Source organism: Kangiella geojedonensis (assembly GCF_000981765.1).
GTDB classification, from domain to species: Bacteria; Pseudomonadota; Gammaproteobacteria; order Enterobacterales; family Kangiellaceae; genus Kangiella; species Kangiella geojedonensis.
Map to the genome: position 1 here is coordinate 1,887,513 of NZ_CP010975.1, position 26,782 is coordinate 1,914,294.

Consider the following 26,782-nt stretch of genomic DNA (forward strand, 5'->3'; position numbering starts at 1 on the left):
TGCATTAATATTATTAAGTTATATACTTGATTAAAAAAAACTAAATGTCAATCCGAAGCACCTTTATCAGTACTTTTTAGCCAATCTTCAGCTGTCTTTACGCCTGCATAATAATACTTTATCTGACGTTTAATTTCCTCGGCCTTTTGTTGTTCCCCTAATATTTGGTATGAATAATAAATATTAAAGAAATACTGTAATCTTGGAGAGATTTCATTCTGCTTTTCAAGCCATCGCAAAAAAACGATGATAGGCTCTTTTTTTCCTGTCTTTGCAGCAATATTTGCCTGATGCTTCAGCAGTAAGGATTGGTAAGCGTCTTCCCAACCAACTGTAACGATAGCCTTCTCTAACTGTTTTTCGGTACGGTTTAAAGCAGCTTCAAATTTAGCAACTTGATACAAAGAATAACTATTCACTAATAATATTGTGATTGTCGCTATACCACACAGGGAGATCAACAACTGGCCAGTCTTAGTAATAGCTGATGATAGGTTAATCTCATATGTTTTAAGCTCACCAATACAAGATACTATGTAAAATAGTAGTAATATAGCAAGAAGCAGGTGCACCCCAGAAATATAAAATGGCAACTCTACCATTAAATGAAGCGATATTGGGCATAACAACGAGTAATAGACTAGGTTTTTCTTCAATCCCGCTTTAAAGGTACTTGAGAACAAGAAAAGTAAGAGCAAAAGTAATCCAACCACCGAAACAATGCCACCCTGAACTCCCCAGAAGAGAAATTCGTTATGGGGATGAGACAAGTTTTCAGGGCGTGTTATATCACCTTTTTTGAGCTCACCGGACTTGACTCTATGAGCAAGAGTATCCAGATACACTTTTTCAAAACTTCCTAAACCATGCCCCAGTATGGGGGCCTGCTTAATGGCCTCAAGAGAAGTGCTATAGATTAACTGGCGGTTATGAGTTTTGCCAAAATCTTTAGTTTTTCCATCGTAAACTACATTACTGAATGTTATCGCAACCAAGATACCAACAAAAATAGGCATAATGATTTTTGTAACGTAACGAAGGTTATCTGTATGAAAGGCAAAAAGTATCAACGCTCCAACTATAAAGGAGTAGATTCCAACTCGCGAGTCACTCATCATCAGGATAAAGCTTCCTAAGCCCAAAAACACATAGAGCACATTTCTAATTCTGATACTTTGAGTCAATCGAATGTTAGTTAGCATTGAAAAAATGCTAACTAACAAACCTGTGCTAACAAAGCTTGCAAATAGGTTCCTTTGATTGAATGTCCCGTCTATATGTATAAGTTTGTATTGGTCTACATCACTGGTTAACTGCATCATTAGACTATGAAATAATTGCCAGCACCCTATTAACACTTCGGCATAAGCTATGGCAATAACCGCAAGTAGGATACTTTGTTTATTGTTTATTATTGGATTGATTTGGAATAACGCTAAATAACAAAGCAATGCAGCTGATAAAGCAACAGGAAGATAGCGGCCGTACCCATAAAATGGGGTGAGGTTGATAAAAAAAGGAACTATCGATATTAAAAGAGCTAGCAACAACAACCAAGAATATTTAGGCAGCTTAAGCTTATTGCTAGATACACTGTAATATAACCCTAGACAAATTAAGCTTACGACTACCGCCCATGAAAGATTATTACGGATAAAACCCAGACCACCAGCGGTACTAACTTCAGGCCAGTCCCTCAGAAGCGCGAGAAATATTATAACTACAAGCAGCCAACAAAGTGTATTTTTTATAATCATGAGGAAAAAAAAAGCGAGCCGCAGCTCGCTTTTTTATATATGCTTTTACTGAAGATTAACGACAGTTGGACGGAACATATTGAGTACCAATATTAGAAGAACTACAAGTCCAGTCCGTTACAATACCGTTGGTGGTATCTTCTGTTGGAGTTAGACTCAATGTGCCATTATCAACACCTGTACCAATATTTGTCGCAGTAACTGTAATTACTCCAGAAGAAACTGCCAGCTGAGACATATACTGTGTTGCCGTAGTGTTGCAACCAGATGCGGCAGTATCGATTGAACCTAAGTTGTTGCCATTAGAAGAATACGTTTCCGATACTGAAGTTTTGCATGCCGCCATAGCACCTAAAAGCTCAGATACTTTAGAACGCTTGATATAATCCTGGTAAGCAGGGATTGCTACTGCTGCCAAGATACCGACGATCGCTACAACGATCATTAATTCAATAAGGGTAAAACCCGCTTGTTTTTTAGTTTGCATGAGACTCTCTCCTATACATTTTGCAAAAATAGTCACTAAATTTGTCCTTACACATTTAAACTGCTTAACTAAGCGTTCCCTCAGTTGGTGTTTTGCTTAGCGCCAACAGACGCTCGGAATTGAGCGAACCTGTATGAACAAACTCTGTAGTCAAATATAACTGTGCAAATTCAAGATAGCAACAATCGATTGTAAAATTTCTCGACATCTCTATTAAAACAATGACTTAAGTCACATTTGTATGCAGGGTCGCATCGTTTTCACTCAATAAAAGGAAAAAAAATCAACCATTTAACGTCTATACTGACATTTTTTGTCACTTGTTTACCACTAAAACCAATTCAAAGTTTAGAATTAACGTGAATATGAGTCGGCTAACCTACTGTTTTAATTGTTATTTTATGGATAGCTATCTCTTTTATAAAACTAATATGGCTAAATAAGCTGTATAAATTTCATATTCAGTATCGATTTTTAACAGCCATATTAGTATCCTTCGTGGACATTTAATATTTCTAGAGAATTATGTCAGAAACAATGATCGTCAAATGTCCTAGCTGCTCTAAATCCGTTGCTTGGACTCAAAGTAATGATTGCAAACCATTCTGCAGCAAACGATGCAAGCTTATTGACTTGGGGGAATGGGCAAGTGAAGGCCACAAAATTGCTGGTCAACCGATGGACCCGCTTACGGTTAATGAACTAGCAAAAGAAGAAAAATAACTAAAGAAGCTTTAAGATTGCTTTATTAGCCTGTGGGAAATCGTAATTGTTGAGAGAACCCACAGGGCTCCATTCCAATGGCTGCCCTTCTTTACCGACAGGTACGCCAAGGTAATCAGAGACCAAGCACACTTCAAGCCTAACTGACTTATCAGTATACTCATGTTCAATGACGGTCAACGGGGCAATCTTGGTAGGCCAAATATCTAACTCTTCAAAACATTCACGCTGAATTGCGTCGGCTAAAGCTTCACCTGATTCGATTTTTCCGCCAGGAAACTCCCACAATCCACCTTGATGTTGCTGCTTTGAGCGCTTTGCAATCAGTACGCGGTCTGCAACTTTAATCACTGCGACCGCGACATTGACAACAGTCATGGAGCCTTACGAAACCTTACCATGGCACTGTTTAAATTTCTTTCCAGAACCGCACGGGCATGGTTCATTACGGCCAACCTTCGGTTGCTCGCGAACAAAGGTTTCGGCTTGACGCTGTGTCGGACTACTTTGCTCTTGTGGCATAGCAGTAGCTGAATCATGCTGCATACTCATCTGTGATGCGTCTTGTTGCTGACGTTCCATGGCTTCTACTTCTTCTGGCATACGGAACTTCACTTTTGACAACACAGTGACAACATCGTGCTTTAAGTTATCCAACAGCCCTGAGAATAACTCAAACGCTTCACGCTTATACTCTTGCTTCGGGTTCTTTTGTGCGTAACTACGTAAGTGAATACTTTGACGCAAGTGATCCATGTTGCCTAGGTGTTCTTTCCAGTGCATATCCAGATGTTGAAGCATGACTTGCTTCTCAAGTTGACGCATCATTTTTGCTTCTGGCAAGGCGGCTTCTTTCGCTTCATAAGAGTCTTGAATATTTTGATATACTTTTTCGCGCAACTCTTCTTCGGCAAACTTATCGTCTTCATCCAACCACTTCTGAACCGGCAACTCAATATCAAACTCTTGCTCCAAACGCGTCTCTAGTCCTTTAATATCCCACATTTCCTCAATGGATTGAGGTGGCACATATTGACTAATCACATCTTGGACTACGTCATAACGCATATCTTCAATCGTGTCTTGAATGTCGTCAGACTCCATCAATTCATTACGCTGCTCGTAAATCACCCGACGCTGGTCATTGGCGACATCATCATATTCAAGGAGGTTTTTACGCATATCAAAGTTGCGCTGCTCGACTTTTCGCTGTGCATTTTCAATCGCGCGTGACACCATTTTATGCTCTAAAGCTTCACCTTCTTCCCAACCTAAGCGTTGCATCATCATACCAAGACGCTCAGAGGCAAAAATACGCATTAAGTCGTCTTCTAACGATAAGTAGAAACGACTTAAACCTGGGTCACCCTGACGGCCAGAACGACCACGAAGCTGATTATCGATACGACGCGACTCATGTCGCTCTGTACCAATAATAGCCAAGCCACCAGCTTCTAGAACTGCATCATGACGCTTCTGCCACTCTTCTTTAGCTTTAGCAATTTTCTCTTCGCTCGGGTTTTCGCCTAAGGCATCAATGTCCGCCTGTAAGTTACCACCGAGAACAATATCTGTACCACGTCCCGCCATGTTAGTAGCGATAGTTACCGTACCTGGTCGACCAGCTTGAGCAATAATATCTGCTTCTTTTGCATGGAACTTAGCGTTCAGTACTTGGTGTTTAATTTTGGCTTTTTTCAGAGCATTCGAAATTAATTCTGACGACTCAATCGAAACGGTACCCACCAGAATCGGTTGCCCTTTTTCTTGAAGCTCTTTAATCTCTTCAATGATGGCTGCATACTTTTCTTCTTTACTTAAGAAGATCAAGTCAGCCATATCCAAGCGTTGCATCGGCTTGTTGGTCGGTATAACCACAACCTCAAGCCCATAAATCATATGTAGCTCAGTCGCTTCTGTGTCCGCGGTACCAGTCATACCTGACAACTTATTGTAAAGACGGAAATAATTCTGGAAGGTAATCGATGCTAAAGTTTGGTTTTCGTTTTGAATGTTAACGCCTTCTTTCGCTTCGATAGCCTGATGCAAACCATCTGACCAACGACGCCCCGGCATTGTACGCCCCGTGTGTTCATCAACAATAATTACTTCATTATCCTTTACGACATAGTCCACATCTTTCTTGAATAGCTTGTGCGCTCTTAGGGCTGCATTGACATGGTGCAGCAACATAATACTGGCAGGGCTATACAAACTTTGCCCATCAGGTAGCAGACCTGTTTTGCGCAACAATTTTTCAATACGCTCTTGGCCCAGCTCTGTCAGGTTCGCCTGCTTACCTTTTTCATCAATGGTGTAATCACCAGTGTCTTCTTCATCTTCCTGAGACTCTTTTTCTTGAGCTTCAAGTTGTGGGATTAACTGGTTAATTGCACGGTACATTTCTGAGCTGTCTTCAGCTTGCCCAGAAATAATCAGAGGCGTACGCGCCTCATCAATAAGAATCGAGTCAACCTCATCAATAACAGCAAAATTTAGCTCACGCTGCACACGCTGCTCTTGCTCAAACGCCATATTATCGCGCAAGTAATCAAAGCCATATTCGTTGTTAGTACCATAGGTAATATCAGAATCGTAAGCTTCTTTTTTCTGCTCATGAGTTTGACCAGATAAGATCACACCAACACTCATGCCTAAAAATTGATACACTGGCGCCATCCACTCAGCATCACGTTGCGCCAAGTAGTCGTTCACCGTAATCACGTGAACGCCTTTACCGGTCAACGCGTTGAGGTAAACTGGCAAGGTTGCCACTAACGTTTTACCCTCACCGGTACGCATTTCACCAATTTTGCCTTGATGCAACGTCATACCACCAATTAACTGAACGTCAAAGTGACGCATCCCCAAGGTACGTTTACTGGCTTCACGAACCGCAGCAAAAGCTTCTGGTAATAAGCTATCAAGTGACTCGCCTTGCTCTAAACGCTGCTTGAACTCTTCAGTCTTAGCCTTTACCTGCTCATCACTTAAAGACTCAAAATCAGCCTCAAGCTGGTTAATGCGCTCAACCTGCTTGCCCATACGTTTAATTGTGCGTTGATTTCGACTACCAAATATTTTGCTTAGAAAACTCATGCTATCGGTTCTTTTATCAAGTTATAAAACAGTTGCTGGTTAATTTTTGGGCATCATGCCTTTCGTTGTATGACCGCAACGGTTAATAGAATTATCATTAAGCACTCGATTGTACCGATATTCTAGAAGCTGTAAACGCCTTATCGGGCTTTTCGAGCAAGTATTTGAAACTAATGGGGGCGTCTTTTAAGAATTTCAATGACACTTGATAAATTGTTCTTATGCCATCGATAAGCACAAAAAAGCCGAGATAGACTCGGCTTTAAAGTACGATATTTTTAAAGTCAGAAATTTGTACCTTAAATCTCTGTTACGCGCTATTACGACTCTTTAAGGTAACGCCAAGGATTAACACGCTTTCCATTACGAGTAACTTCATAATGTACGTGAGGACCAGTTGAGCGACCAGTGCTACCTACTTTGGCAATTGTCTGACCTTTTTTAATCAGGTCACCTTTCTTTACGAGTACCGTTTTGTTGTGTCCATAACGCGTGGTGTAACCGTCGCCATGGCTCACCTCGACAAAAATGCCGTAGCCTGCTTTGCGCTCAACCGTTGTCACAACACCCGCAGCTGTCGATACAACATCTGAACCAGCCAATGCTGAAAAATCAATACCCGCATGCCATGCACGTTTACCACTGAAGGGATCAGAACGGTAGCCATAAGGAGATGATAGCCATCCTGTATTCACAGGACGTCCACTAATCTTTTGCTCGGCGCTAATATTCTTATCCAGCAACAAGGACTCAAGCGCAAATAACTGTTGCTCTTTAGCTTCAATGGAACTTTGAATGACATCCAATGATGAAGCTACGTCATGATAAGTGGCTTTGTCAGCATCTTCATCCTCGGAAGGTCCGCCCATTGCGGGTGCTGCACCAAAGCCAAACTCATCGGTAATACCTGCTTCTTCGGCTAACCGTGCACCGGCAGCGTCTAGTCGTAGGATGTGGGCCTGCATTGATGCTAAGCGGCTTGATAGTGCCTGAACTTTGTCTTCAGACAATTTCTTAGCACGCTCTAATTCTTCTTTTTGCTGAGAGAGTTCGACCTGCCATTTTTGAATGGCAGTTTCGCTCACTAAGTCCTGCTGCAAAACCCACTTAGTGGTATAGAAAGTTGCCGCTATGATAGCGAGTAAACTGAAAGCACTCAGTAATACCGTTACAACCAATTTAGATCGTCCTAATTCCAAAGCCTTGATTCCTTTCTGATCACTTTTAATAATCGTAATTCGCATAATCAACCAAAAGTTACTCAAGTCATCGAAAATCTAAAACGTTCATGTTTACAAAATTTTGCGGATTTAACCGCCGTTTCGGATGACAAATTCAACATCGCAAGCTTACAATAGTAAACTAACACCTACTTAGCCCAGAAGCATTAAAGCTTATGAAGCGTCCTTCCCGAGCCAAGTCCGTGGCTGACATACTTAGCAAGTCTGATGGCTTGCTAAAAGGGCTATTGAAACAATCCAATAGCCTAAAGTCCATAAACAAAAGTGTACAAGAACTACTACCTGACGAACTGAAAGGCCACTGTGAGGTCTCAGAGTTCAATCAGACTAGTCTTATCATTACTGCGGAAAATGCAGCTTGGAGTACACGTCTTCGCTATATTTCTTCAGAATTATTGGCCAACTTACGTCAAGCCGGCCATTATTCGTTGGCTAATATTCAAATAAAAGTTAAGCCAAGTCAATTCCGATAGTTAAAAAGTATTAATCGTCAGTAACTGTTTAGAAAGTGACTAGACTGACAGCACCGGGTTCATAATGTATGAAATTGGCGCTGTTTTAGCATCTTCATAAGTCGCTAATTCCCAAGTAGACTCATCCGCCATCAAGGTACGGATTAGCTGGTTATTTAGCGCATGACCAGATTTATAGCCTACAAATGAGCCAATTAAGCTATGACCCAGCAAGAATAAGTCACCAATAGCATCAAGAATTTTATGCTTCACAAACTCGTCGTCATAACGCAAACCATCTTCGTTTAACACTCGATAGTCGTCCATCACGATAGCGTTGTCTTGACTGCCGCCAAGCGCTAGATTGTTTGCACGCAAAAACTCGATATCTTTCATGAAACCGAAAGTACGCGCACGACTTACTTCTTTCACAAAAGACGTGGTCGAGAAGTCAATCACTGAGGTTTGACTGCTCTTCTTAAATACCGGGTGATCAAAATCAATGGTAAAGGCAACTTTAAAGCCATCAAAAGGCTCAAACGTTGCTTTCTTATCGCCGTCTTCGACAGTCACTTTCTTTTTGATTTTGATAAACTTCTTCGGCGCATTCTGCTCGGTGACACCAGCAGACTGCAACAAAAATACAAATGGGCTTGCACTGCCGTCCATAATAGGAACTTCAGGTGCAGACACATCAATATAGGCATTATCGAGGCCTAAACCAGCCATAGCTGATAATAGGTGCTCGACCGTAGAAATTCGCACACCATCTTTCACCAAACAGGTTGAAAGCGTGGTATCGCCAACATTTTCTGGCTTTGCATCAATTTCTACAATTGGATCTAGATCAACGCGACGGAACACAATCCCTGTATCCACTGGAGCTGGTCGTAGGGTTAAATACACTTTATCTCCAGTGTGCAAACCTACGCCAGTGGCGCGAATGGTTGTTTTCAACGTACGTTGTCGTATCATTCAGTGTTTTCTCCAACTTCTTGAAAAATCAAGAATTTAGGGTGGAAGATGTCGAAATTTTAGCGCATATTACCACAATATTTCTATTGTTTGAACAATTTTTGAACGTTTTTTGAACATTTGTTTGAATTTGCATCTTCCACACAAATTCTCTCATTATCCCTAATTATGCAAATCAAATCCTTAATCAGCACTGAATGCAGAGCAAGGAAAGCTAAGGAGGCTCGAAGGGATTGCCTCCTTATTCTCTATGAACGCTAGCTTTGCGTTTAGTTTCATTCAATCAGAACACAACACCTCTAACGTTTTGCATGTATCACTCCATGGTTACTGTCAATAGTTAATGTCCAAATCAATGGTACGTTCAACTAAAACTTAACAGTTAATCGGCCTGCTTTCTCAAAAATGCCGGAATATCCAAGAAGTTATCAACATCACTTCCTACCGCCATTTTTTGAGTGCTTTCCGACTCTTCCACACCAGCTTGCTTACGCGCCGCAGGTGGGACATCAAGTTTATTAAAGTCCAGCTCACCACTTGGCTTGCGAACTTCACGCTCTTTATTGTCTGAAACAAGTCTCATGCCAGCTTCCTGACCTAAGCCCGTCGCAACAACAGTCACACGCATTTCATCGCCCATGCTGTCATCGATTGCAGTACCAACCACGACGATGGCATCTTCGTGAGCAATATCCTCGATTACTTCACAAACTTCAGAGAACTCATCAATGGTAAACTCTTCGTTCGCCGTAACGTTAACCAAAATGCCGCGTGCACCTGATAAATCAACGTCTTCAAGAAGCGGGCTCGCCACTGCCATATCTGCAGCAACTTGAGCACGACCTTCACCTGATGCGATACCAGTACCCATCATCGCTTGGCCTTGTTCCGCCATCACTGTACGGACGTCTGCAAAGTCAACGTTGATTAGGCCAGGGCAGGTAATCAACTCTGCGATACCCTGTACCGCACCATGCAATACTGAGTTAGCCGAGGCGAAGGCTTCGGTTAAGCGCAATCCAGCGAACTGAGCCACTAACTTATCATTTGGAATAATAATCAAAGAGTCTACGACGTTGCGCAAATCTTCAATACCGTTTTCCGCCAGCTTCATACGCTTTTTGCGCTCAAACTTGAACGGCTTAGTGACCACAGCTACTGTTAAAATGCCCATCTCTTTAGCAATCTCGGCAATCACAGGTGCAGCACCCGTACCAGTACCACCGCCCATTCCGGCAGTAATAAATACCATATCAGAGCCTTGCAGCGACTCCATGATACGTTCACGATCTTCGAGTGCTGCTTGGCGTCCCACATCAGGATTTGCGCCAGCACCAAGGCCGCGTGTAATGTTTTGACCAATTTGGATGGTGGTTTTAGCCGTTGAAGCATTCAAGGCTTGAGCATCCGTATTGGCACAAATAAATTCAACACCATCAATGTTGGCTTTCACCATGTGCTCAACGGCATTACCGCCACCGCCACCAACACCAATAACTTTAATAACTGCGCTATTCTGGCAGCTATCTACGAGTTCAAACATATTAGGCATAACTATATCCCCTTCGATTGTTTAGCCAATTTTCACTTAAGTCTTGCTTACAATATTTAAAGAACATAAGTGACTTCTCCAATTTAATCTCTAGCCAAAGCTAATGATTAAAATCCACTGAACCAGCTTTTCATGCGCTCCCAGAGCCCATTAAAGCCAGTCACATTTCGTTCACGGTGATGGCCTACGTCTTGCTTACCGTAAATTAATAGACCAACGCCCGTGGCATAAATTGGGTTGCGCACAACATCCACCAAACCTTTGATGTGTTGAGGCATCCCTTGACGAACTGGCATGTGGAACACTTCCTCTGCCAGCTCCATCAAACCTTCCATCTTCGAGCCGCCACCGGTGATGACCATGCCCGAAGCAATTAAATTCTCAAATCCGCTACGACGAATTTCAGCATGAACCAACTCAAACAATTCGCTGTAACGTGGCTCAACGACTTCCGCCAATATTTGTCGTGACACACGTCTCGGTTGACGCTCGCCAACCCCTGGAACTTCGATCGTTTCATCTAAGTTCGTTAACTGTCTTAACGCACACGCATATTTCACTTTGATATCTTCAGCATGCTGAGTCGGCGTTCTTAGTGCGACAGCGATATCGTTTGTGACCTGATCGCCCGCAATCGGAATGACCGCGGTATGACGAATCGCACCGCCCGTGAATATCGCGATGTCCGTCGTGCCGCCACCGATATCAATCAAACAAACGCCTAACTCTTTTTCATCTTCAGTCAGCACCGAATAACTCGATGCTAACTGCTCTAAAATCACGTCTTCCGTTTCTAATCCACAGCGCGCCACACATTTAGTAATGTTCTGTGCTGCACTCACGGCACCAGTCACCATGTGTACTTTTGCTTCAAGACGAACGCCCGACATACCAATCGGCTCGCGAATACCTTCTTGGTTATCAATCACAAATTCTTGCGGCAATACATGCATGATTTTTTGATCTGCAGGTATTGCTACCGCTTTCGCTGCGTCAATCACACGCTCGACATCACTCTGAGCGACTTCATTATCTTTAATCGCAACAATACCGTGCGAATTGAGACTTTTGATGTGGCTTCCAGCAATACCGGTGTAAACAGAGTGAATCTGGCAACCCGCCATTAACTCAGCTTCCTCCACGGCACGCTGAATTGAAGCGACGGTGGACTCGATATTAACCACCACGCCTTTCTTCATGCCACGAGATGGGTGCGAGCCAATACCGATAATATCGACCGTATCATCAGCACCTACTTCCCCAACAATGGCCACCACTTTTGATGTGCCAATATCCAGCCCTACAATTAATCGTTTTTCTGTTGATTTCGACATAGCCTTACCTACTGCCTCCGTCATTGATGACTGACGCTTCATTTTCTACCCATTGCGCTGCCATACCGTTTTGGTATCGCAAATCAACGTATGCCAAAGCGGCTTGTTTTTGTTGTTTTACACTATCGATGTACTGCATAAATCTCTCTATACGCTCTTCCACATGAACATTGCCTAATCGAACTTCTAAGCCATCGGTTAACACCAAATTGATAGCGCCACGCTGACTTAACTCCATTCTGTCGATAATCATTTTCTTTTCGAGTAGCTGTTGCTGATACAGTTGCAACAACTCCGTTAAGTCTTTCGCCAATGCGTCAGGGCCACTTAACTTCACCCACTCAGCGTGAGGTAACTCAACAGGGTAAAAAACCTCACCCTCGACCGACACAACACCACGATCATTCCAGTACGCCACGGGCTCATGCTCTATGACCGAAACTTGTAAAGTTTCCGGCCAAACTTTTCTCAGCTGAACCGACTTAACCCATGGCAATTCCACTAACTTTTGTTCCGCTTGCTCCATCTCTAACGTGAAGAAGCCCCGGTCATCAATACTTCTCAGCACATCATAGACGCCTACAGCGTTTGTAAATTTGTGCTTTTGTAACTCTACTTTTTTAATCGGAAAAACATTGTCAGTGTTAATGCTAAAGATCCAAATACCACCAAACACCAACGCTATCGCAACCAACGAACCTGCTAGCAAACCAACAGCCCATTTTAAAGGCTTTGCAAAGCCCTCAAATGAACGCTGCTTTTTTTCGCTACGACTCGCCATCTTGGCCATAACTATTCACCAACTCCTTCAGCACTCAGAACGCTCTTAAACAATCCGCCTTGACGCTCAAAACTTGTTTCTAATACATTCAGTACTAACTGCTCAAAACTCACGCCTTTGGCTTTTGCGGCTTTGGGCACCAACGACGATTGAGTCATTCCAGGGACTGTATTGACCTCTAATAACAACCAATCACCTGTTTGCCCATCCAGCATAAAATCCACACGTCCCCAGCCGTAACAACCCAGAGATTTAAACGCTTTTTCGCTTAAGGTCGCCAGCTCTGACTCTTCACTCTCAGACAAACCACTCGGGCAGTGATACTCCGTGGAGTTACTGTTGTATTTCGCTGTAAAGTCATAAAAGGCATGCGGCGTTTTCACACGGATACTGGGAAGCGCCTTACCGTTTAAAATGGATACGGTGTACTCTTCGCCATATATCCACTGCTCTAACATGATTTCTTGGTCAAACTGTGCCGCATCTGCCACCGCTCTTTGCAAAGACTCTGGGCTATCTGCTCTCGCCATACCGACGCTTGAGCCTTCATGAATCGGCTTGACCATGACGCAACCGTTTAATTCATCCAGCAACTCTTGTGCACGATCAAAGGACAGTTCTCCCGTAGTCACCATGCGATGTTTTGCCACTGGCAAACCCTGCGCACTCCATAGTAACTTGGTGCGTAATTTATCCATGGCGATTGCTGAAGCCATCACTCCGCATCCGGTATAAGGAATCTGGTGCAATTCCAAGAAACCTTGAATCACGCCATCTTCACCACCACGGCCATGCAGAGCATTCCAAACTCGATCAAACCCCTGTGTTGATAATGCCTCAAGGCCATCACTTTTAGGGTCTACCTTATGAGCATCGACGCCAGCTTCGACTAGTGCTTTATGCACGGTTTCGCCAGAAATCAATGAAATTTCACGCTCAGCCGAAAAGCCGCCATAAACCACAGCCACTTTGCCGTACTCCTTTGGAGAACGACTTACTTGGAATGACTTATCGTTAGCAGGGTGGCTCACGCATCCTCCTTGTCGATCAAACGCTTAAAATCCAAATTAACTTGAACCCAAGAAGGCGCTAGTGATCCAACATTACCCGCACCTTGCGTTACCAGAACATCACCATCGTCCAAGACGTGATGTAATGCTTCTGGTAAATCCGCAATCGACTCTACAAAAATCGGTTCAATCTTGCCGCGTTGACGAATACTACGGCACAACGAACGGCTATCCGCGCCAGGTATAGGCTCTTCACCCGCCGAATATACCTCTAACATTAATAGCTCATCCACTTCTGATAAGACCGAACAAAAATCTTCATACAAATCACGAGTTCGGGAGTATCTATGTGGCTGGTACACCATAACAAGGCGGCGCTCAGGCCAGCTTTTGCGTAACGCTTTAATGGTCGCATTCACTTCGCTTGGGTGATGACCATAATCATCTATTAGGGTCACTGTTTTATTATTAACTGTGTAATCGCCATACATCTGGAAGCGTCGACCAATGCCTTCAAATTCAGCTAATGCTTTTTGAATGGCGATATCACTAACACCATCATCTGTCGCGACAGCAATAGCAGCTAAAGCATTCTGTACGTTATGTTGCCCAGGCAAATTCAACTCAATATCCAGTTGCCCAACACAATCACGGCGAACCACTTTGAAGTAACTTTTCGTTCCTTTTTGTTCAAAGTCGATGGCTCTTACGTCAGCTTTCTGGCTAAAGCCATAAGTTACTGTTGGACGAGAGAGCTTCGGGATCAACTCTAATACCGTCTCATCATCAATACACATCACCGCTAAACCGTAAAACGGTAAGTTATGTAAGAAATCGATAAAGTTACTTTCTAAATTTTTAAAGTCACCGCCATAAGTATCCATATGGTCAGCTTCAATATTCGTCACCACAGACACCATCGGTTGTAAGTGCAAGAATGACGCATCACTTTCATCAGCTTCAGCAATGAAGTAACGGCTTTTACCAAGCTTGGCGTTTGAACCTGCGCTATTTAACAAGCCACCAATTACAAATGTTGGATCATAGCCACCTTCGGCATAAATACTGGCCAATAGACTTGTGGTCGTGGTTTTGCCATGAGTACCCGCTACTGCTATGCCATGTCTAAAGCGCATTAGCTCGGCTAACATTTCCGCGCGACGTACAATCGGTACTCGGCGCTCTCTAGCCGCTTCAATTTCAGGATTATTTTTTGGAATCGCAGTCGAACAAACCACAACATCCACATCTAGAATATTGTTACTGCGGTGCCCGAGGAAAATCTCTGCACCTAAACTTTTCAAACGTTCGGTAACGTGACTTTGACGCAAATCAGATCCGCTTACGGCGTAGCCTAAATTTAACAACACTTCAGCAATGCCACTCATACCTGCACCGCCAATTCCAATAAAGTGAATTCGCTTAATACGGCGCATTTCAGGAATCGCCTGTTGTAAGTTATCGTTGCTCATTAACACTCTCCGCAGCTTCACTCTTAACATCTGTATTAGCTTCTGCGCTACTCATAATTTCAAACTGACCAACTGCTGCACGTTTACAATACTCAGCGACCTGTAGCGTTGATTGTGGCTTGGCCAAACTCTTCGCAATAATCGCCATTTCTACAATGCGTTGTTTATCATTCGCTAACGCCGTAATTTGTTGAGCCAAGGCTTGCTCATCTAAATCATGCTGTTGAATAATTAATGCTCCGCCTTGATTAGCCAAGTAACGTGCATTGTGAGTCTGATGATCATCCACCGCATGTGGGTATGGCACAAAGATTGCCGCACATCCTGCCATCGCTATTTCTGCTACGGTTAGAGCACCCGCACGACAAATCACTAAATCAGCCCATTCATAAGCGGCTGCCATGTCATCAATAAACTCAGTAACATCATGCTTAACTAGGCTATTATTTAATTCTTTATATCTAGCGACGACGTCACCTAAATTCCCACGACCACATTGATGACGCACACTCACATTGAGTCCGCCATTAATAATGTCCAGCATCGCAGGGATTTTTTGGTTCAACACCAAGGCTCCTCTGCTACCGCCTATCACTAACAATTTGATACTGCCTTGCGTGGTATTAATACGCTCTTTTGCAGGAGCAATATTCATTAAATCGGTTCTGACCGGATTACCCACTGTGGCGACTTTACTGGCCTCAACAAAAGCTCCTGGGTAAGCTTGTAAGGTTATTTTGCTAAAACGATTCAGCTGTTGGTTGGTCATGCCTGCGATAGCATTTTGCTCATGCAGTACGAGAGGAACTCCGCACAACTTTGCGGCTAACCCACCAGGACCACTAGCAAACCCTCCCATGCCTAACGCAACATCGGGCTTGATTGTCTTAATCGCTTTTCTCGCTAATAACACACTTTTTAGCAATTGGAATGGCGCTTTAACTAACGATGCGAATCCTTTATTTCGAACCCCTTTAACAGGTAGCAACGTCATCTTAATATCGTGTTTCGGCACTAACTCTTCTTCCATACCACCTTCTGAGCCTAACCAGTGCAACATCCAACCTTGCTGTTGCAACTCTTTACCCACCGCTAACGCTGGGAAAATATGACCGCCAGTTCCACCAGCCATCAATAAAATCGTTTTCTGGGTTGTTCTACTCATGCCGCTCCCCCTGGCTTCTGCCACGGTAAGACTGCTTAGCGCTAGAATATTCGTGCTCTTTCCGACGAACCTCGAAGTCAACACGCAACAACACGGCTATAGCAACGCAGCTGACGATAAGGGAATTACCGCCATAGCTAATAAATGGCAGTGTTAATCCCTTGGTTGGTAAAGAGCCACTCGCAACGCCAATATTAATGAGTGCTTGCAAGCTCAACCAAAAACCAAAGCCGTAAGACATATAGGCTGCAAAATAATGCTCCATCTTTAGTGCTCGACGGCCAATGCTGAGGCTTTTCATGAAAATAATGGCAAATAAGACAATGACTAACGCCACGCCGATAAAGCCAAATTCTTCAGCAAATACCGCAAACACAAAATCGGTATGAGCTTCTGGTAAATAGGATAATTTCTGCACGCTATTTCCTAAACCCGCGCCAAACCAATCACCACGACCGAATGCAATCAATGATTGCACCAGCTGGTAACCACTTCCGAATTGATCCGCCCATGGATCAAGGAAGCTGGTTAATCGCTTCATGCGATAAGGTTCTTGCCAAGCCACCAGCCCCATGACAATCCCCACAAAGCCAGTAAGGGTAATGAACTGCCATAAACGCGCACCGGCCAAAAACATCATGGCCAACGCCGTTGCAACAATCACAGCTGATGTGCCAAAGTCCGGTTGCAATAACAAGAAAGCAACGACTAAGCCAAGAACCACTAAAGGCTTTATGAATCCGCGAATCTGTGTCTGCAGTTCATCACTCCGACGCACTAAATAACCAGCCAAGTAAATCACAATAAAGAACTTCATAAGTTCAGCAGGCTGAATCGTTAAGGGACCAACGCCAATCCAGCGCTTACTGCCGTTAACTTCTCGTCCGATAAACAGTACAGCAACCAGCAATAACACGCCCAACACTAAAAACTTAGGGCCGTTTTCTTGCCAAAAGCGGGTATCCAGCTGTAAAGCAAAGATAGCCGCAGTCACTGCAATACATAAATAAATACAGTGACGAATTAAAAAGTGGAACTCGTTACCGTTCATATGATCTTCTGCGTACGGCATCGAGCTAGAAGCAACCATCACCACACCAATTGCGAGCAATGCAATCACTGGACCAAGCAACCAAGGATCAAGTCGAGTACGTGGGTCTGACAGTTTTAACTGCTCGACAAAGTCGTTAAGACGCAAGACTTGAATAATATTTGTCATAGCGCCTCCACCAATTGTTCAAACTGTTCACCACGTTCAATGTAATTCTTAAACATGTCCCAACTGGCGCAAGCAGGCGATAAGAGCACGCAGTCGCCAGCGTCACTTGAAGCCACCGCTTGCTCTACAGCTTCTTCTAAGCTGCTCACAATGATCGATTTATGCGGGTCTAACCCAGCAATAGTCCCGCCATCTTTGCCGAAACAAATCACCTTTTTAGTATGCGTCTTAATAGTCTCTTGCAAGCTTGATAGATCAGCACCCTTAGCATCACCGCCAGCAATCAAAATAATCTTTTTGCCAAACTTAGGTGCAAAACTATTAATCGCCGCCACAGTAGCGCCGACATTGGTTGCTTTTGAATCGTTGATGTAAGTCACATCACCTTTTACTGCAACCAACTGGCTTCGGTGTGGCATACCTCGATAACTTTTGGCACTGTTAATGACCGCCTCATTAATTACTACGCCAGTTGCTTCTAACAAAGCAAAAGCCGCCGCTACATTGAGTGCGTTATGCGCACCTTGTAGCGTTAATTCGTTTAGTGAAAGTACTTCACGCTCAGCACGTCGTAATACACCGGCTTTTACATCCACCTGCCAGTCGCTGTGAGCAGAAAACCCAAACGACAAACGATTAGCATTTGTATCGCTAGGTTGAGTTAACTCATCTTCTGAGTTTTCAATAATGACTTCTGCATGATCAAAAATACGCTGTTTCGCCTCGACATAAGCTTTGTAATCCACATATCGATCGAGGTGATCTTCACTGATATTAAGGATAGTGGCAGCCGTTGGCTTTAACGAATACGTGGTTTCAAGCTGGAAGCTTGACAGCTCTAGCACCACCACAGCTTCGTCGCTAGACTCTACTAACAGGTCAAGTGCTGGAACGCCTATGTTGCCGCCAACCAGAGCCTTTAAACCACTGGCTTCTAACAAGGTTCCTACTAATTCAGTAACGGTGCTTTTACCATTCGAGCCAGTAATCGCTATCACGGGCAATTGATTGGCTTGTGCAAATAACTCAATGTCGCCAGCAATCTCAACACCATAGTCCTGAGCTTTAGCAATATCGGGCTGCGTCACTGCGATACCTGGGCTAACCACTAATTGTTCATAGCCCAACATCTGCTCACCATTCCAAGGAATTAAAGCTTCGGCATCAAGTTTTGCCAATTCATCCGATCCTGGCGCCTGTTCACGCGTATCCATGACCTTGAATGACTGATTGTTTTTTGACAAATAACGCGCAACCGAAAGCCCGGTCTCTCCAAGACCAAGAATCAAACGATTTTTCTGTTCAAGTGCGTTTATTTGCATCAATTACTATTACCTACTTTCTTAACGTATTTTCAACGTTGCTAAACCAATCAACACCAGAATCAGTGAAATAATCCAAAAGCGAACAATCACTCGCGGCTCTGGCCAGCCTTTTAATTCGTAATGATGGTGTAACGGCGCCATCTTAAAGATTCGTTTACCGGTCAACTTGTATGAACCAACCTGCAAAATCACTGAGACGGTTTCAATCACGAATACACCGCCCATAATGAATAACACCAGCTCCTGTCGAACTAGTACTGCGATTGTTCCGAGCGCAGCGCCGAGCCCCAAAGCACCCACGTCACCCATGAAGACTTGTGCGGGGTAAGTGTTGAACCACAAGAATCCTAAACCTGCACCAACAATTGCAGCGCAAAACACCACTAACTCACCAACACCGGCGATGTATGGTATCGACAAATATTCTGAGAAAACTTGGTTACCTGTTAAGTAAGCAAAGATGCCTAGGCCACCGGCCACTAACACCGTTGGCAATATTGCTAATCCATCCAGTCCATCCGTCAAGTTCACCGCATTACTGGTGCCGACAATCACAAAGTACGTCATGAAGATGAACATCAAACCAAGTTGTGGCATCACATCTTTAACAAACGGAATCAATAACTGGGTTTCTTGTGGACTAGCGGTATAGAACAAGTAAATAGCGATTCCTGCGCCTATGAGCGACTGCCACATATATTTCCAGCGAGCAATTAATCCTTTCGGATCTTTTCGTACCAGTTTGATGTAGTCATCAGCCAAACCAATTAAACCGAAGCCAACAATCGCAATTAAACAAACCCAGAGGTAACGGTTCTCAAGCTCGCCCCACAATAGGCAAGCCAAGACAATTGCTACAATAATCAATGCTCCGCCCATCGTAGGCGTTCCGGCTTTACTTAAATGAGTTTGTGGGCCGTCATCACGAACCGTTTGTCCAATTTGATAAGTGCTCAAACGGCGAATCATAGGAGGTCCGACTATCAAAGATATCCCCAGCGCTGTTAATACACTCAATATCGAACGGAACGTTAAATATTGGAAAACGTTAAAGCCTGAGTAAAACTGTGATAGATATTCTGCCAACCAGGTTAGCATGGTTAACCTCCCCTCTGAGTAGTCTGTTGCGACTCTTGTAACGCCTGTACTACTAGTTCCATGCGAGCACCGCGCGAGCCTTTTATTAAAATAATTTGCGTTGAATCCAGTTGTGCTTTCATCGCCGCAATCAATGCTTCTTTATCGGCGAATAATCTTCCGCCGTCCCCAAATGCTTCAATGGTATGAGCAACTTCAGTTCCTGTTGCAAAAAGTTTTTCGACGCCTTGCTCTTTGGCATATGTACCAATTTCTCTGTGATAACGCTCGCTTTCGCTACCAAGCTCGCCCATATCGCCAAAGACAAAAATAGACTCTCCCTCTTTGCTTGCAAGCACATCAATAGCAGCTTTAACAGAGCCAACACTAGCGTTATAAGTGTCATCGATAATCAAGCAACCTTGCTGTCCAGTAATAAGGTTTAACCGTCCTTTAACTGCACCGGCTTGTTCTAAGCCCTGCTTGATAGTGCTTAGCTCCACCTCAAACTGGCTGCAAATTGCCGCAGCAACCAAGGCATTGGAAACGTTATGCAACCCTGCCAGCTGTAATGTCACTGTGATAGAGTCTTTGCCGGTTAAATGTCTCTTAATCAAATCAAATGTCACCAAACCTTCTGAGTTTAGGTGAACATTATTAGCGCTAAAGTGGGCATCTTTATGGCGAGACACTGTAATTTTATGACAGTCAATAAACTCTTCTTGCCACTTCGAAGCGAACTCACAATCAAGATTTATAATGGCTGTACCATTCTCTCCAAGCGCTTGATAGATCTCAGACTTTGCTTCAGCAACGCCCTCTATGGAACCAAACCCTTCAAGATGTGCTGGCTCAACATTATTAATGACGCTAACGTTTGGTTTCGCTAAACCGGCACAATAAGCAATTTCACCTTTGTGATTTGCGCCCATCTCTATCACAGCAAACTCATGCTCTTGATTAAGCTCTAATAAAGTTAGCGGTACACCGATATGATTATTAAAGTTACCTTTTGTGGCTAACACATTTTCTTTATGCGCTGTACTTTTCAGGCGCAGTATTGATGCCACCAACTCTTTAACCGTTGTCTTGCCCGCGCTTCCAGTAATCCCTATGACTTTTGGATTCACTTCTTGGCGAACAAATCGAGCTAATTGGCCTAATGCTTTTTCAGTATCTTTTACAACAACCTGTGGTAATTGACTGTCCACTTTTCGGCTTACCATCAGCGCCACTGCACCCTGATTCTCAGCAGTTTTGATAAACTCATGTGCGTCAAATCGTTCGCCGACTAAAGCTACAAATAAAGCCCCAGAGCAGTCTGCTCGACTATCCGTCATGACTTTATCCAGCGTCAAATCATTACCCACTAATTGACCTACACAGAAATCTGCAATCGCTGAAAGCTTTAATGGAATCATGCTAATTCCTCCATCAAAGTTTTAACCGATTGTAAGTCACTGTAATCCACTTGCTCGGTTCCAATGACTTGATAATCTTCATGCCCTTTACCCGCAACTAAAATCATGTCGTCAGGCTTCGCATGCTCCATTGCAAACTTAATCGCTTCAAAACGACTGCTGATATAAGGCGTTTCTTTATTACTCATACCTTGACGAATCATTTCGACAATCGTCTCACGGTTTTCTGTACGTGGATTATCATCAGTAATAATCACTTCATCAGCATTAGCTTCGACAACCTGTCCCATAATGGCTCGCTTAGAAGTATCACGATCGCCACCACAGCCAAAAATCGCCCACACTTTACCAGTGTCACAATGTGCTTTTAGCGCAGATAGCGCTTTCTCTAAAGCATCAGGCGTATGCGCATAATCCACGACAACAGTAGGCTTGCTGTCAGCACTAAACTGTTGCATTCTTCCAGGTACCGCATCGGCTGAATTCAACGCAATAATCCACTTATGACTATCGCCTAACATCACGCCTAAAGCCCCAGCCACTGCCATCAAGTTAGACAAATTAAATTGTCCCAATAATCGCGAGTGTAATTTGGCGCTCCCCCAAGGAGTGTGCAGATCGGCTTTTAAGCCATTGAGGCTTAATTCTGCATTTTCAGAAGTAATCCAATCAGCAACGTTGAGTTCTGACTGCTTACCACTTTGGCTATAAGCAATTTTCTGACATTTGATTTTCTTATCACCCAATAAACGGCGACCGTATTCATCGTCAGCGTTGATCACCGCAGCTTTTAAATCCTTCTTCAGGAATAACTCACGTTTCGCTTGGAAATAAGATTCCATGTCACCGTGATAATCGAGATGATCGACGGATAAATTCGTAAATAGCGCGACGGTAAACTCAACGCCATTAACACGACCTTGTAATAAACCGTGTGACGAAACTTCCATCGTCATGTAATGATTCTTTTGCTGTAAATATTCCGCACATATTTTTTGTAACGATACCGCATCCGGCGTGGTATTCGACGTTGGCTGCAGCGCCGACGGGTTTCCATTACCAATTGTGCTTAGCATCAAGGTTGGGTAATTTAAAAAATCCAATGCCTGTGCTAACAAGAAACAACAGCTTGTTTTACCATTGGTTCCGGTAATTCCCGTCACCGACATTTTGCGCGTTGGGTTGCCGTAGAAACGAGCCGCGATATCACCACTTGCTTGTGCTAGATGTTCAATAGCCACTAATGGCACACCAGAGAATGAAGTTACCTGCTCTGACGTTTGGACAAACTCTTGTAGCCCCTCTTTTTCGACCACTAATACACTAGCCCCTAAATCGACAGCCTGTTGTAAATACTGTCGTCCATCCGATTGATGTCCTGGATAAGCTAGAAACATGACGCCTTTTGCCACAGCACGACTGTCAAGACACACCCCATCGATTTCTAACTCAGCCAAATCACCCAGTTGCTCTTTACTCAGGTGCTTTTTCAATACTTTTGCTAATGCTTTCGGCTTAAAGCTTGCCCCTTGGAAACTAGTCATGACCGCCTCCTTTGGCCACTGAGCCTGTCGCGGTTGCAATCGCAGGTCTGTCTAACTCGCCGTCAGGCGTCACATTTAACAAGTGTAACGCCGTATCAGCCACTTTAGAAAACACTGGCGCAGACACTGTACCGCCGTAATAACTATCACCAGCAGGCTCGTCCACCATCACCACAATGGCAAATTTAGGATCAGTCGCTGGAACTAGGCCTGCAAAATAAGTCACGTACTCATCACCGTAACCACCACGAATTGCCTTACGTGATGTTCCCGTTTTACCTGCAACGCGATAACCATCCACACGAGCACGAGTACCGGTACCACCTTTCTGTGTCACCTGCTCCATCATCTTGACAACTTGTGACGCGATTTCAGGTTGAATAACACGTTCACCCTCAATCTCTTCGTGTTCAGGACGCTTTAATAGTGTTGGCGTGCGCTTAATACCACCAGCACCCAGCACAGCGTAAGCTTGCGCTAATTGCATTGGCGTCACCATAAAGCCATAGCCGTATGACCAAGTTGCTTTTTCATGACGCGACCAATTGGGTCGTGGTGATAAACGACCTTGGGCCTCGCCCTGAATACCTAAGCCTGTGTCGACACCAAAGCCTACCGCATACAAGGTTCTTAAAAATTCATCATCGGTCAGTTCTAGGGCAATTTTCGATACACCCATATTGCTTGATTTCTTGATGATGCCATCCAAGTCTAAAACCCCATGATTACGGGAGTCACGCACCCATGCATAATCAAGGTACATACGACCTGGCGACGTATCGATTTCACTGTTAACGTCAAATTTACCGCTGCTCAAGCCGCTCACAACGGTTAACGGTTTTACCGTTGATCCAGGCTCAAACATGTCTGTAATTGAACGGTTACGGGTTAACTCAGGCAATCGACTGTCTGAACGGTTAGGGTTAAACGATGGCTGGCTTGCCATTGCTAATACTTCGCCAGTGTCAACATCCATCACAACCACTGAACCGCCTTTTGCGCCATTCGAAAGCACCGCCTTCTTCAACTCTTTATAAGCCGCCGCTTGAATGCGTGAATCAATACTTAACTGTAAGTCGTTACCTTGCTCAGCTTTTGCTAACACACCACGCTCTTCAACCACACGGCGGTAGAGATCAACCACCACCTGCTCTTTACCCGGTTTACCCGTTAAGAAAGTATCGAATGCTTTTTCAACACCCTCCAGTCCTTTATCATCAACCCCTGTAAAGCCGACTACATGCGCAGTCACTTCAGCGCTTGGATAATAACGGCGATATTCGGTTTTAAAGTTCACACCTTTAATATCCAGACGTTTGATGTATAACGAAACGTTGGGATCTACTTGACGCTCAAGCCATACAAACTGACGCTCAGAACGATTCATCACCCACTGATTTAACTCGTTTTCGTCACGCTTTAACGCTGCTGAAAACGCTTTCCATTTCTCGCTTTGTAGTACTTTTGGCGTTTGTAATAAGGTTTTGACATCCAGCCAAACCGACTCTGTTGGTACCGATCGCGCCAATTCAACGCCACTGCGATCCAGAATAAGCCCGCGGTGACTTGAAATACCTTTAACACGAACCGAACGAGAATCTCCCGCTTTAGCTAAATCATCAGCACTGACAACTTGTAAATAAGCCGCTCGACCGAGTAGCGCAACAAAACCGCACAACAGCACAACGCACATAACGTAATAACGCCATGTGCAAAGTGGTACTGTTTTAACCTTGCGGTTTCTTACTTTTTTCATTCGCTCTCGGTCCTACCCTACTCACTCTTGTTTAACGCTAACTACTCTTTATCTCTAAGAGCTGGTTTCATGATGATTTCGTCATCATTGTCCGTATGTTTCATTTCTAACTGTTGCTCAGCCAACTGCTCGATTCTGCTATGGTCTGATAAAGCGCTTTGCTCTAACCTTAATTTTTGCCACTGCAAATCCAACGCTGTTTGTTCATCCTGTAGCTTCTTCAACTCAATCGTTGCCTGGCGAAGCTGGTGGGTTTGATAGGCTACGGTAATCGCTGAAATCACCACAATCACACCTAACGTAATCACACCAAAACGTCTTGCGAAAGCTGCCATCAAACTGTAAAAAGGCCATAAGCTATTGGTTTCTTTAACCTTTTTTTTGTCCGCGCGGCTCTTGCTTTTGCTCAAGCTGCTCTTGCTCACGCAAGTTTCTCCGCAACACGCATAACCGCGCTTCGCGCGCGGTTATTTCGTTCTAACTCTTCGTCACCGGCTTTGGTGAACTTGCCGACTTTTTTCATCCGGCGGTTAATCATGTCTTCCGTCACCGGCAAGCCAGGTGGAAAATCCTGGCCTTTTTCCTGCTTCTGTATAAATCGTTTCACCATTCGATCTTCTAGCGAATGGAAACTGATGGCGACCATACGGCCACCGACTTTCAAGCACTCCAGCGTTTGCTCCAAAGTCTTTTGTAAATCATCCAGCTCACTGTTCACGGCAATACGAATTGCCTGAAAACAGCGAGTTGCTGGGTGCTTATGTTTTTCCCAGCGTGGATGTGCCTCTTTTATAATTTCCGCTAACTGTAATGTGCGGTTGATTGAGGCTTTTTGTCGCTTCTCAATGATCGCTCTCGCGATTCGTTTGGCGTAACGTTCTTCGCCAAAAGCTTTGAACGCCCACACCATATCCTCTTCTTTCGTTTCAGCTATCCACTGCTCAGCAGTTTGCCCACGTGTAGTGTCCATACGCATGTCCAGCGGACCGTCTTGCATAAAGCTGAAACCGCGCTCCGCCTGATCTAACTGTGGCGACGAAACGCCTAAATCCATCATAATGCCGTCTATTTCACCGACTAATGATTTCTCGCTAACCTTTTGTTCTAAAAGGGAAAAGCTTTCATGTATAATTTCAAACCGAGAATCTTCTTGCTCTAACGACTGACCGACTAAGATCGCCTGAGGATCTTTATCGAAGGCCATTAAGCGCCCTTTATCAGATAGCATCGACAAAACTGCTCGGCTATGGCCACCACGGCCAAAGGTGCAGTCAATGTAAATACCGTCAGGGTTGATCACTAGAGCCTCCACGGCCTCATCCAGAAGAACCGCATCGTGCGCCGTCTCTGTATCACTAGAAGTCATGATTAGAGCTCATGGTTAAAACGCCAGGTCCGGTAAATTCTCTGTATCTAATGGACCCTCGCCCAACGCAGCCACATCATCTTCAATCTTCTTGTGCCAGTTATTCTCATTCCAAATCTGGAATGTTTTACCTTGGCCCGCTAATAACACTTCTTTTTCAAGATGTGCATATTCACGAAGAACAGGTGGTAGTAGAATACGCCCGTTACCATCGATTTCATGCTCAGATGCATGGCCGAGTAACATACGCTTAATACGTCGTTGGTTAGGATCAGTGTTGGAAAAAGTGTCTAAAGTGGTTTCGAGTTGTTCCCATTGGGGAAGCGGGAAAAGCAGTAAGCACGGGTCAAACAGGTCAATTGTCACCACAATTTGATTAGCGCAAGCATCATGAAAACGCGAACGGTACTTCGCCGGAATGGCGATACGACCTTTCGCGTCCATATTGATTGCAGTTGCGCCTCTAAACATTGGCTTCTTTTAACCCCGATTAACTCGACTGTTTCATTATTGAGGCCAGTTTTAGGAAAGAAGCTTGAAAGAGGATTGCTAGGAGAGAGTTAAAGCAAGGCTCTTTCAAGCTTCTTTTTAAAGCTCGCCACCAGTAATGATGGTTTGTTACAACGCTCAGTAAATCGTTTTGATCGTCATTGATCCTTTACGATCCACTTTGCGACACTTTTCTCCACTTATCTACACTATATGAAGTTTAGGTGTTTTTTGCAAGGCAAATTTGCATGTAAAATGTGAAAAATGTCCTTATTTGACAAACACTTAGCAAAGGTTAGTTGGCACTAACAAACACCCAAAAATAAAAGCGATACTTTTCATCAAATTAGCGTTATAAGTTAGAAACTACTTTAAGTTAATGGGGAGTTTTCGACCTTTACAATGTACTGAATCTACTTGAAACAGCCCAAATCAAAGGCTTCCGGTAAAACAATTTTACAATTATGCGGTAATAAGCTTGTTACTCTTTAATAAGCACTCGTTGGTTGTAAGGCTGTGCTTTCAACATTAATGATC

23 protein-coding genes are annotated in these 26,782 nt (G+C 43.9%); 2 read left to right on the plus strand and 21 right to left on the minus strand.

Annotated features, from left to right (window positions below; all coding sequences use genetic code 11):
* Nucleotides 1–47: 47 nt before the first annotated feature.
* Complete coding sequence (locus TQ33_RS08495) at nt 48–1,757, minus strand: PglL family O-oligosaccharyltransferase (RefSeq protein ID WP_046561676.1); 1,710 nt, start codon at nt 1,755–1,757, stop codon at nt 48–50.
* A 55-nt stretch (nt 1,758–1,812) separates the two neighbouring features.
* Nucleotides 1,813–2,244 carry a pilin gene (locus tag TQ33_RS08500; RefSeq protein WP_046561677.1) on the minus strand — a complete coding sequence of 144 codons (432 nt, stop codon included), beginning with the start codon at nt 2,242–2,244 and terminating at the stop codon, nt 1,813–1,815.
* Nucleotides 2,245–2,769: 525 nt separating this feature from the next.
* Between TQ33_RS08500 and yacG the strand changes: the two genes are divergently transcribed.
* On the plus strand, nt 2,770–2,967 hold the full coding sequence (gene yacG / locus TQ33_RS08505) for a DNA gyrase inhibitor YacG (protein ID WP_052735260.1): 198 nt from the start codon (nt 2,770–2,772) through the stop codon (nt 2,965–2,967).
* Here yacG and TQ33_RS08510 read toward each other — a convergent pair whose 3' ends face one another.
* The 3 genes from TQ33_RS08510 to TQ33_RS08520 form a co-directional block, all read right to left on the minus strand.
* Nucleotides 2,968–3,345, minus strand: coding sequence for an NUDIX domain-containing protein (locus tag TQ33_RS08510; RefSeq protein WP_046561678.1), 378 nt, complete (start codon nt 3,343–3,345; stop codon nt 2,968–2,970).
* Between the two features lie 6 nt (nt 3,346–3,351).
* Nucleotides 3,352–6,066 carry a preprotein translocase subunit SecA gene (secA, locus tag TQ33_RS08515; RefSeq protein WP_046561679.1) on the minus strand — a complete coding sequence of 905 codons (2,715 nt, stop codon included), beginning with the start codon at nt 6,064–6,066 and terminating at the stop codon, nt 3,352–3,354.
* 320 nt (nt 6,067–6,386) lie between these two features.
* A complete protein-coding gene (locus tag TQ33_RS08520; RefSeq protein ID WP_046561680.1) occupies nt 6,387–7,310 on the minus strand; it encodes a M23 family metallopeptidase in 924 nt (307 codons plus the stop codon).
* A gap of 152 nt (nt 7,311–7,462) precedes the next feature.
* Between TQ33_RS08520 and TQ33_RS08525 the strand changes: the two genes are divergently transcribed.
* Nucleotides 7,463–7,780, plus strand: coding sequence for a DciA family protein (locus tag TQ33_RS08525; RefSeq protein WP_046561681.1), 318 nt, complete (start codon nt 7,463–7,465; stop codon nt 7,778–7,780).
* Nucleotides 7,781–7,819: 39 nt separating this feature from the next.
* On the opposite strand, the gene lpxC is transcribed toward TQ33_RS08525, so the two are convergent.
* The 16 genes from lpxC to mraZ form a co-directional block, all read right to left on the minus strand.
* Nucleotides 7,820–8,734 (minus strand): UDP-3-O-acyl-N-acetylglucosamine deacetylase, encoded by a 915-nt coding sequence (gene lpxC, locus TQ33_RS08530; protein WP_046561682.1) that lies wholly within the window; start codon nt 8,732–8,734, stop codon nt 7,820–7,822.
* 382 nt (nt 8,735–9,116) lie between these two features.
* Nucleotides 9,117–10,286 (minus strand): cell division protein FtsZ, encoded by a 1,170-nt coding sequence (gene ftsZ / locus TQ33_RS08535; RefSeq protein WP_084616967.1) that lies wholly within the window; start codon nt 10,284–10,286, stop codon nt 9,117–9,119.
* 107 nt (nt 10,287–10,393) lie between these two features.
* Nucleotides 10,394–11,620 (minus strand): cell division protein FtsA, encoded by a 1,227-nt coding sequence (ftsA, locus tag TQ33_RS08540; protein ID WP_046562406.1) that lies wholly within the window; start codon nt 11,618–11,620, stop codon nt 10,394–10,396.
* Between the two features lie 4 nt (nt 11,621–11,624).
* Nucleotides 11,625–12,410 carry a cell division protein FtsQ/DivIB gene (locus tag TQ33_RS08545; protein WP_046561683.1) on the minus strand — a complete coding sequence of 262 codons (786 nt, stop codon included), beginning with the start codon at nt 12,408–12,410 and terminating at the stop codon, nt 11,625–11,627.
* A 2-nt stretch (nt 12,411–12,412) separates the two neighbouring features.
* On the minus strand, nt 12,413–13,432 hold the full coding sequence (locus tag TQ33_RS08550) for a D-alanine--D-alanine ligase (RefSeq protein ID WP_046561684.1): 1,020 nt from the start codon (nt 13,430–13,432) through the stop codon (nt 12,413–12,415).
* On the minus strand, nt 13,429–14,883 hold the full coding sequence (gene murC, locus TQ33_RS08555; RefSeq protein WP_046561685.1) for a UDP-N-acetylmuramate--L-alanine ligase: 1,455 nt from the start codon (nt 14,881–14,883) through the stop codon (nt 13,429–13,431). The genes TQ33_RS08550 and murC overlap by 4 nt, the downstream gene beginning before the upstream one ends.
* The gene (murG, locus tag TQ33_RS08560; RefSeq protein WP_046561686.1) at nt 14,870–16,048 is read right to left on the minus strand and encodes an undecaprenyldiphospho-muramoylpentapeptide beta-N-acetylglucosaminyltransferase; all 1,179 of its coding nucleotides are present in this window, start codon (nt 16,046–16,048) and stop codon (nt 14,870–14,872) included. Before murG ends, murC begins: the two co-directional genes overlap by 14 nt.
* Nucleotides 16,041–17,267: a putative lipid II flippase FtsW gene (gene ftsW, locus TQ33_RS08565; RefSeq protein WP_046561687.1), complete on the minus strand. Its 1,227-nt coding sequence runs from the start codon at nt 17,265–17,267 to the stop codon at nt 16,041–16,043. Before ftsW ends, murG begins: the two co-directional genes overlap by 8 nt.
* A complete protein-coding gene (gene murD / locus TQ33_RS08570; protein ID WP_046561688.1) occupies nt 17,264–18,589 on the minus strand; it encodes a UDP-N-acetylmuramoyl-L-alanine--D-glutamate ligase in 1,326 nt (441 codons plus the stop codon). The genes ftsW and murD overlap by 4 nt, the downstream gene beginning before the upstream one ends.
* A gap of 21 nt (nt 18,590–18,610) precedes the next feature.
* Entirely contained in the window at nt 18,611–19,690 is a 1,080-nt protein-coding gene (mraY, locus tag TQ33_RS08575) for a phospho-N-acetylmuramoyl-pentapeptide-transferase (RefSeq protein WP_046561689.1), read from the minus strand.
* 2 nt (nt 19,691–19,692) lie between these two features.
* Complete coding sequence (locus tag TQ33_RS08580; protein WP_046561690.1) at nt 19,693–21,090, minus strand: UDP-N-acetylmuramoyl-tripeptide--D-alanyl-D-alanine ligase; 1,398 nt, start codon at nt 21,088–21,090, stop codon at nt 19,693–19,695.
* Nucleotides 21,087–22,634, minus strand: a complete 1,548-nt coding sequence (locus TQ33_RS08585) for a UDP-N-acetylmuramoyl-L-alanyl-D-glutamate--2,6-diaminopimelate ligase (protein WP_052735261.1) — start codon at nt 22,632–22,634, stop codon at nt 21,087–21,089. Before TQ33_RS08585 ends, TQ33_RS08580 begins: the two co-directional genes overlap by 4 nt.
* Complete coding sequence (locus TQ33_RS08590) at nt 22,627–24,390, minus strand: peptidoglycan D,D-transpeptidase FtsI family protein (RefSeq protein ID WP_046561691.1); 1,764 nt, start codon at nt 24,388–24,390, stop codon at nt 22,627–22,629. Before TQ33_RS08590 ends, TQ33_RS08585 begins: the two co-directional genes overlap by 8 nt.
* Nucleotides 24,391–24,431: 41 nt before the next feature.
* On the minus strand, nt 24,432–24,800 hold the full coding sequence (ftsL, locus tag TQ33_RS08595) for a cell division protein FtsL (protein ID WP_052735323.1): 369 nt from the start codon (nt 24,798–24,800) through the stop codon (nt 24,432–24,434).
* Between the two features lie 11 nt (nt 24,801–24,811).
* Complete coding sequence (rsmH, locus tag TQ33_RS08600; RefSeq protein ID WP_046561692.1) at nt 24,812–25,756, minus strand: 16S rRNA (cytosine(1402)-N(4))-methyltransferase RsmH; 945 nt, start codon at nt 25,754–25,756, stop codon at nt 24,812–24,814.
* Nucleotides 25,757–25,771: 15 nt separating this feature from the next.
* Nucleotides 25,772–26,227, minus strand: a complete 456-nt coding sequence (gene mraZ / locus TQ33_RS08605) for a division/cell wall cluster transcriptional repressor MraZ (protein ID WP_046561693.1) — start codon at nt 26,225–26,227, stop codon at nt 25,772–25,774.
* Between the last annotated feature and the right edge of the window lie 555 nt (nt 26,228–26,782).

Excerpts from the sequence above, each read along its gene's own strand:
- mraZ (WP_046561693.1), bottom strand. The coding sequence starts at position 26,227 with ATGTTTAGAGGCGCAACTGCAATCAATATGGACGCGAAAGGTCGTATC.
- TQ33_RS08500 (WP_046561677.1), bottom strand. The coding sequence starts at position 2,244 with ATGCAAACTAAAAAACAAGCGGGTTTTACCCTTATTGAATTAATGATC.
- TQ33_RS08495 (WP_046561676.1), bottom strand. The coding sequence starts at position 1,757 with ATGATTATAAAAAATACACTTTGTTGGCTGCTTGTAGTTATAATATTT.
- ftsA (WP_046562406.1), bottom strand. The coding sequence starts at position 11,620 with ATGTCGAAATCAACAGAAAAACGATTAATTGTAGGGCTGGATATTGGC.
- TQ33_RS08510 (WP_046561678.1), bottom strand. The coding sequence starts at position 3,345 with ATGACTGTTGTCAATGTCGCGGTCGCAGTGATTAAAGTTGCAGACCGC.
- murD (WP_046561688.1), bottom strand. The coding sequence starts at position 18,589 with ATGCAAATAAACGCACTTGAACAGAAAAATCGTTTGATTCTTGGTCTT.
- murG (WP_046561686.1), bottom strand. The coding sequence starts at position 16,048 with ATGAGTAGAACAACCCAGAAAACGATTTTATTGATGGCTGGTGGAACT.
- TQ33_RS08520 (WP_046561680.1), bottom strand. The coding sequence starts at position 7,310 with ATGCGAATTACGATTATTAAAAGTGATCAGAAAGGAATCAAGGCTTTG.
- TQ33_RS08585 (WP_052735261.1), bottom strand. The coding sequence starts at position 22,634 with ATGACTAGTTTCCAAGGGGCAAGCTTTAAGCCGAAAGCATTAGCAAAA.
- mraY (WP_046561689.1), bottom strand. The coding sequence starts at position 19,690 with ATGCTAACCTGGTTGGCAGAATATCTATCACAGTTTTACTCAGGCTTT.
- yacG (WP_052735260.1), top strand. The coding sequence starts at position 2,770 with ATGTCAGAAACAATGATCGTCAAATGTCCTAGCTGCTCTAAATCCGTT.
- TQ33_RS08545 (WP_046561683.1), bottom strand. The coding sequence starts at position 12,410 with ATGGCCAAGATGGCGAGTCGTAGCGAAAAAAAGCAGCGTTCATTTGAG.
- ftsW (WP_046561687.1), bottom strand. The coding sequence starts at position 17,267 with ATGACAAATATTATTCAAGTCTTGCGTCTTAACGACTTTGTCGAGCAG.
- TQ33_RS08525 (WP_046561681.1), top strand. The coding sequence starts at position 7,463 with ATGAAGCGTCCTTCCCGAGCCAAGTCCGTGGCTGACATACTTAGCAAG.
- TQ33_RS08590 (WP_046561691.1), bottom strand. The coding sequence starts at position 24,390 with ATGAAAAAAGTAAGAAACCGCAAGGTTAAAACAGTACCACTTTGCACA.
- lpxC (WP_046561682.1), bottom strand. The coding sequence starts at position 8,734 with ATGATACGACAACGTACGTTGAAAACAACCATTCGCGCCACTGGCGTA.
- rsmH (WP_046561692.1), bottom strand. The coding sequence starts at position 25,756 with ATGACTTCTAGTGATACAGAGACGGCGCACGATGCGGTTCTTCTGGAT.
- TQ33_RS08580 (WP_046561690.1), bottom strand. The coding sequence starts at position 21,090 with ATGATTCCATTAAAGCTTTCAGCGATTGCAGATTTCTGTGTAGGTCAA.
- murC (WP_046561685.1), bottom strand. The coding sequence starts at position 14,883 with ATGAGCAACGATAACTTACAACAGGCGATTCCTGAAATGCGCCGTATT.
- secA (WP_046561679.1), bottom strand. The coding sequence starts at position 6,066 with ATGAGTTTTCTAAGCAAAATATTTGGTAGTCGAAATCAACGCACAATT.
- ftsZ (WP_084616967.1), bottom strand. The coding sequence starts at position 10,286 with ATGCCTAATATGTTTGAACTCGTAGATAGCTGCCAGAATAGCGCAGTT.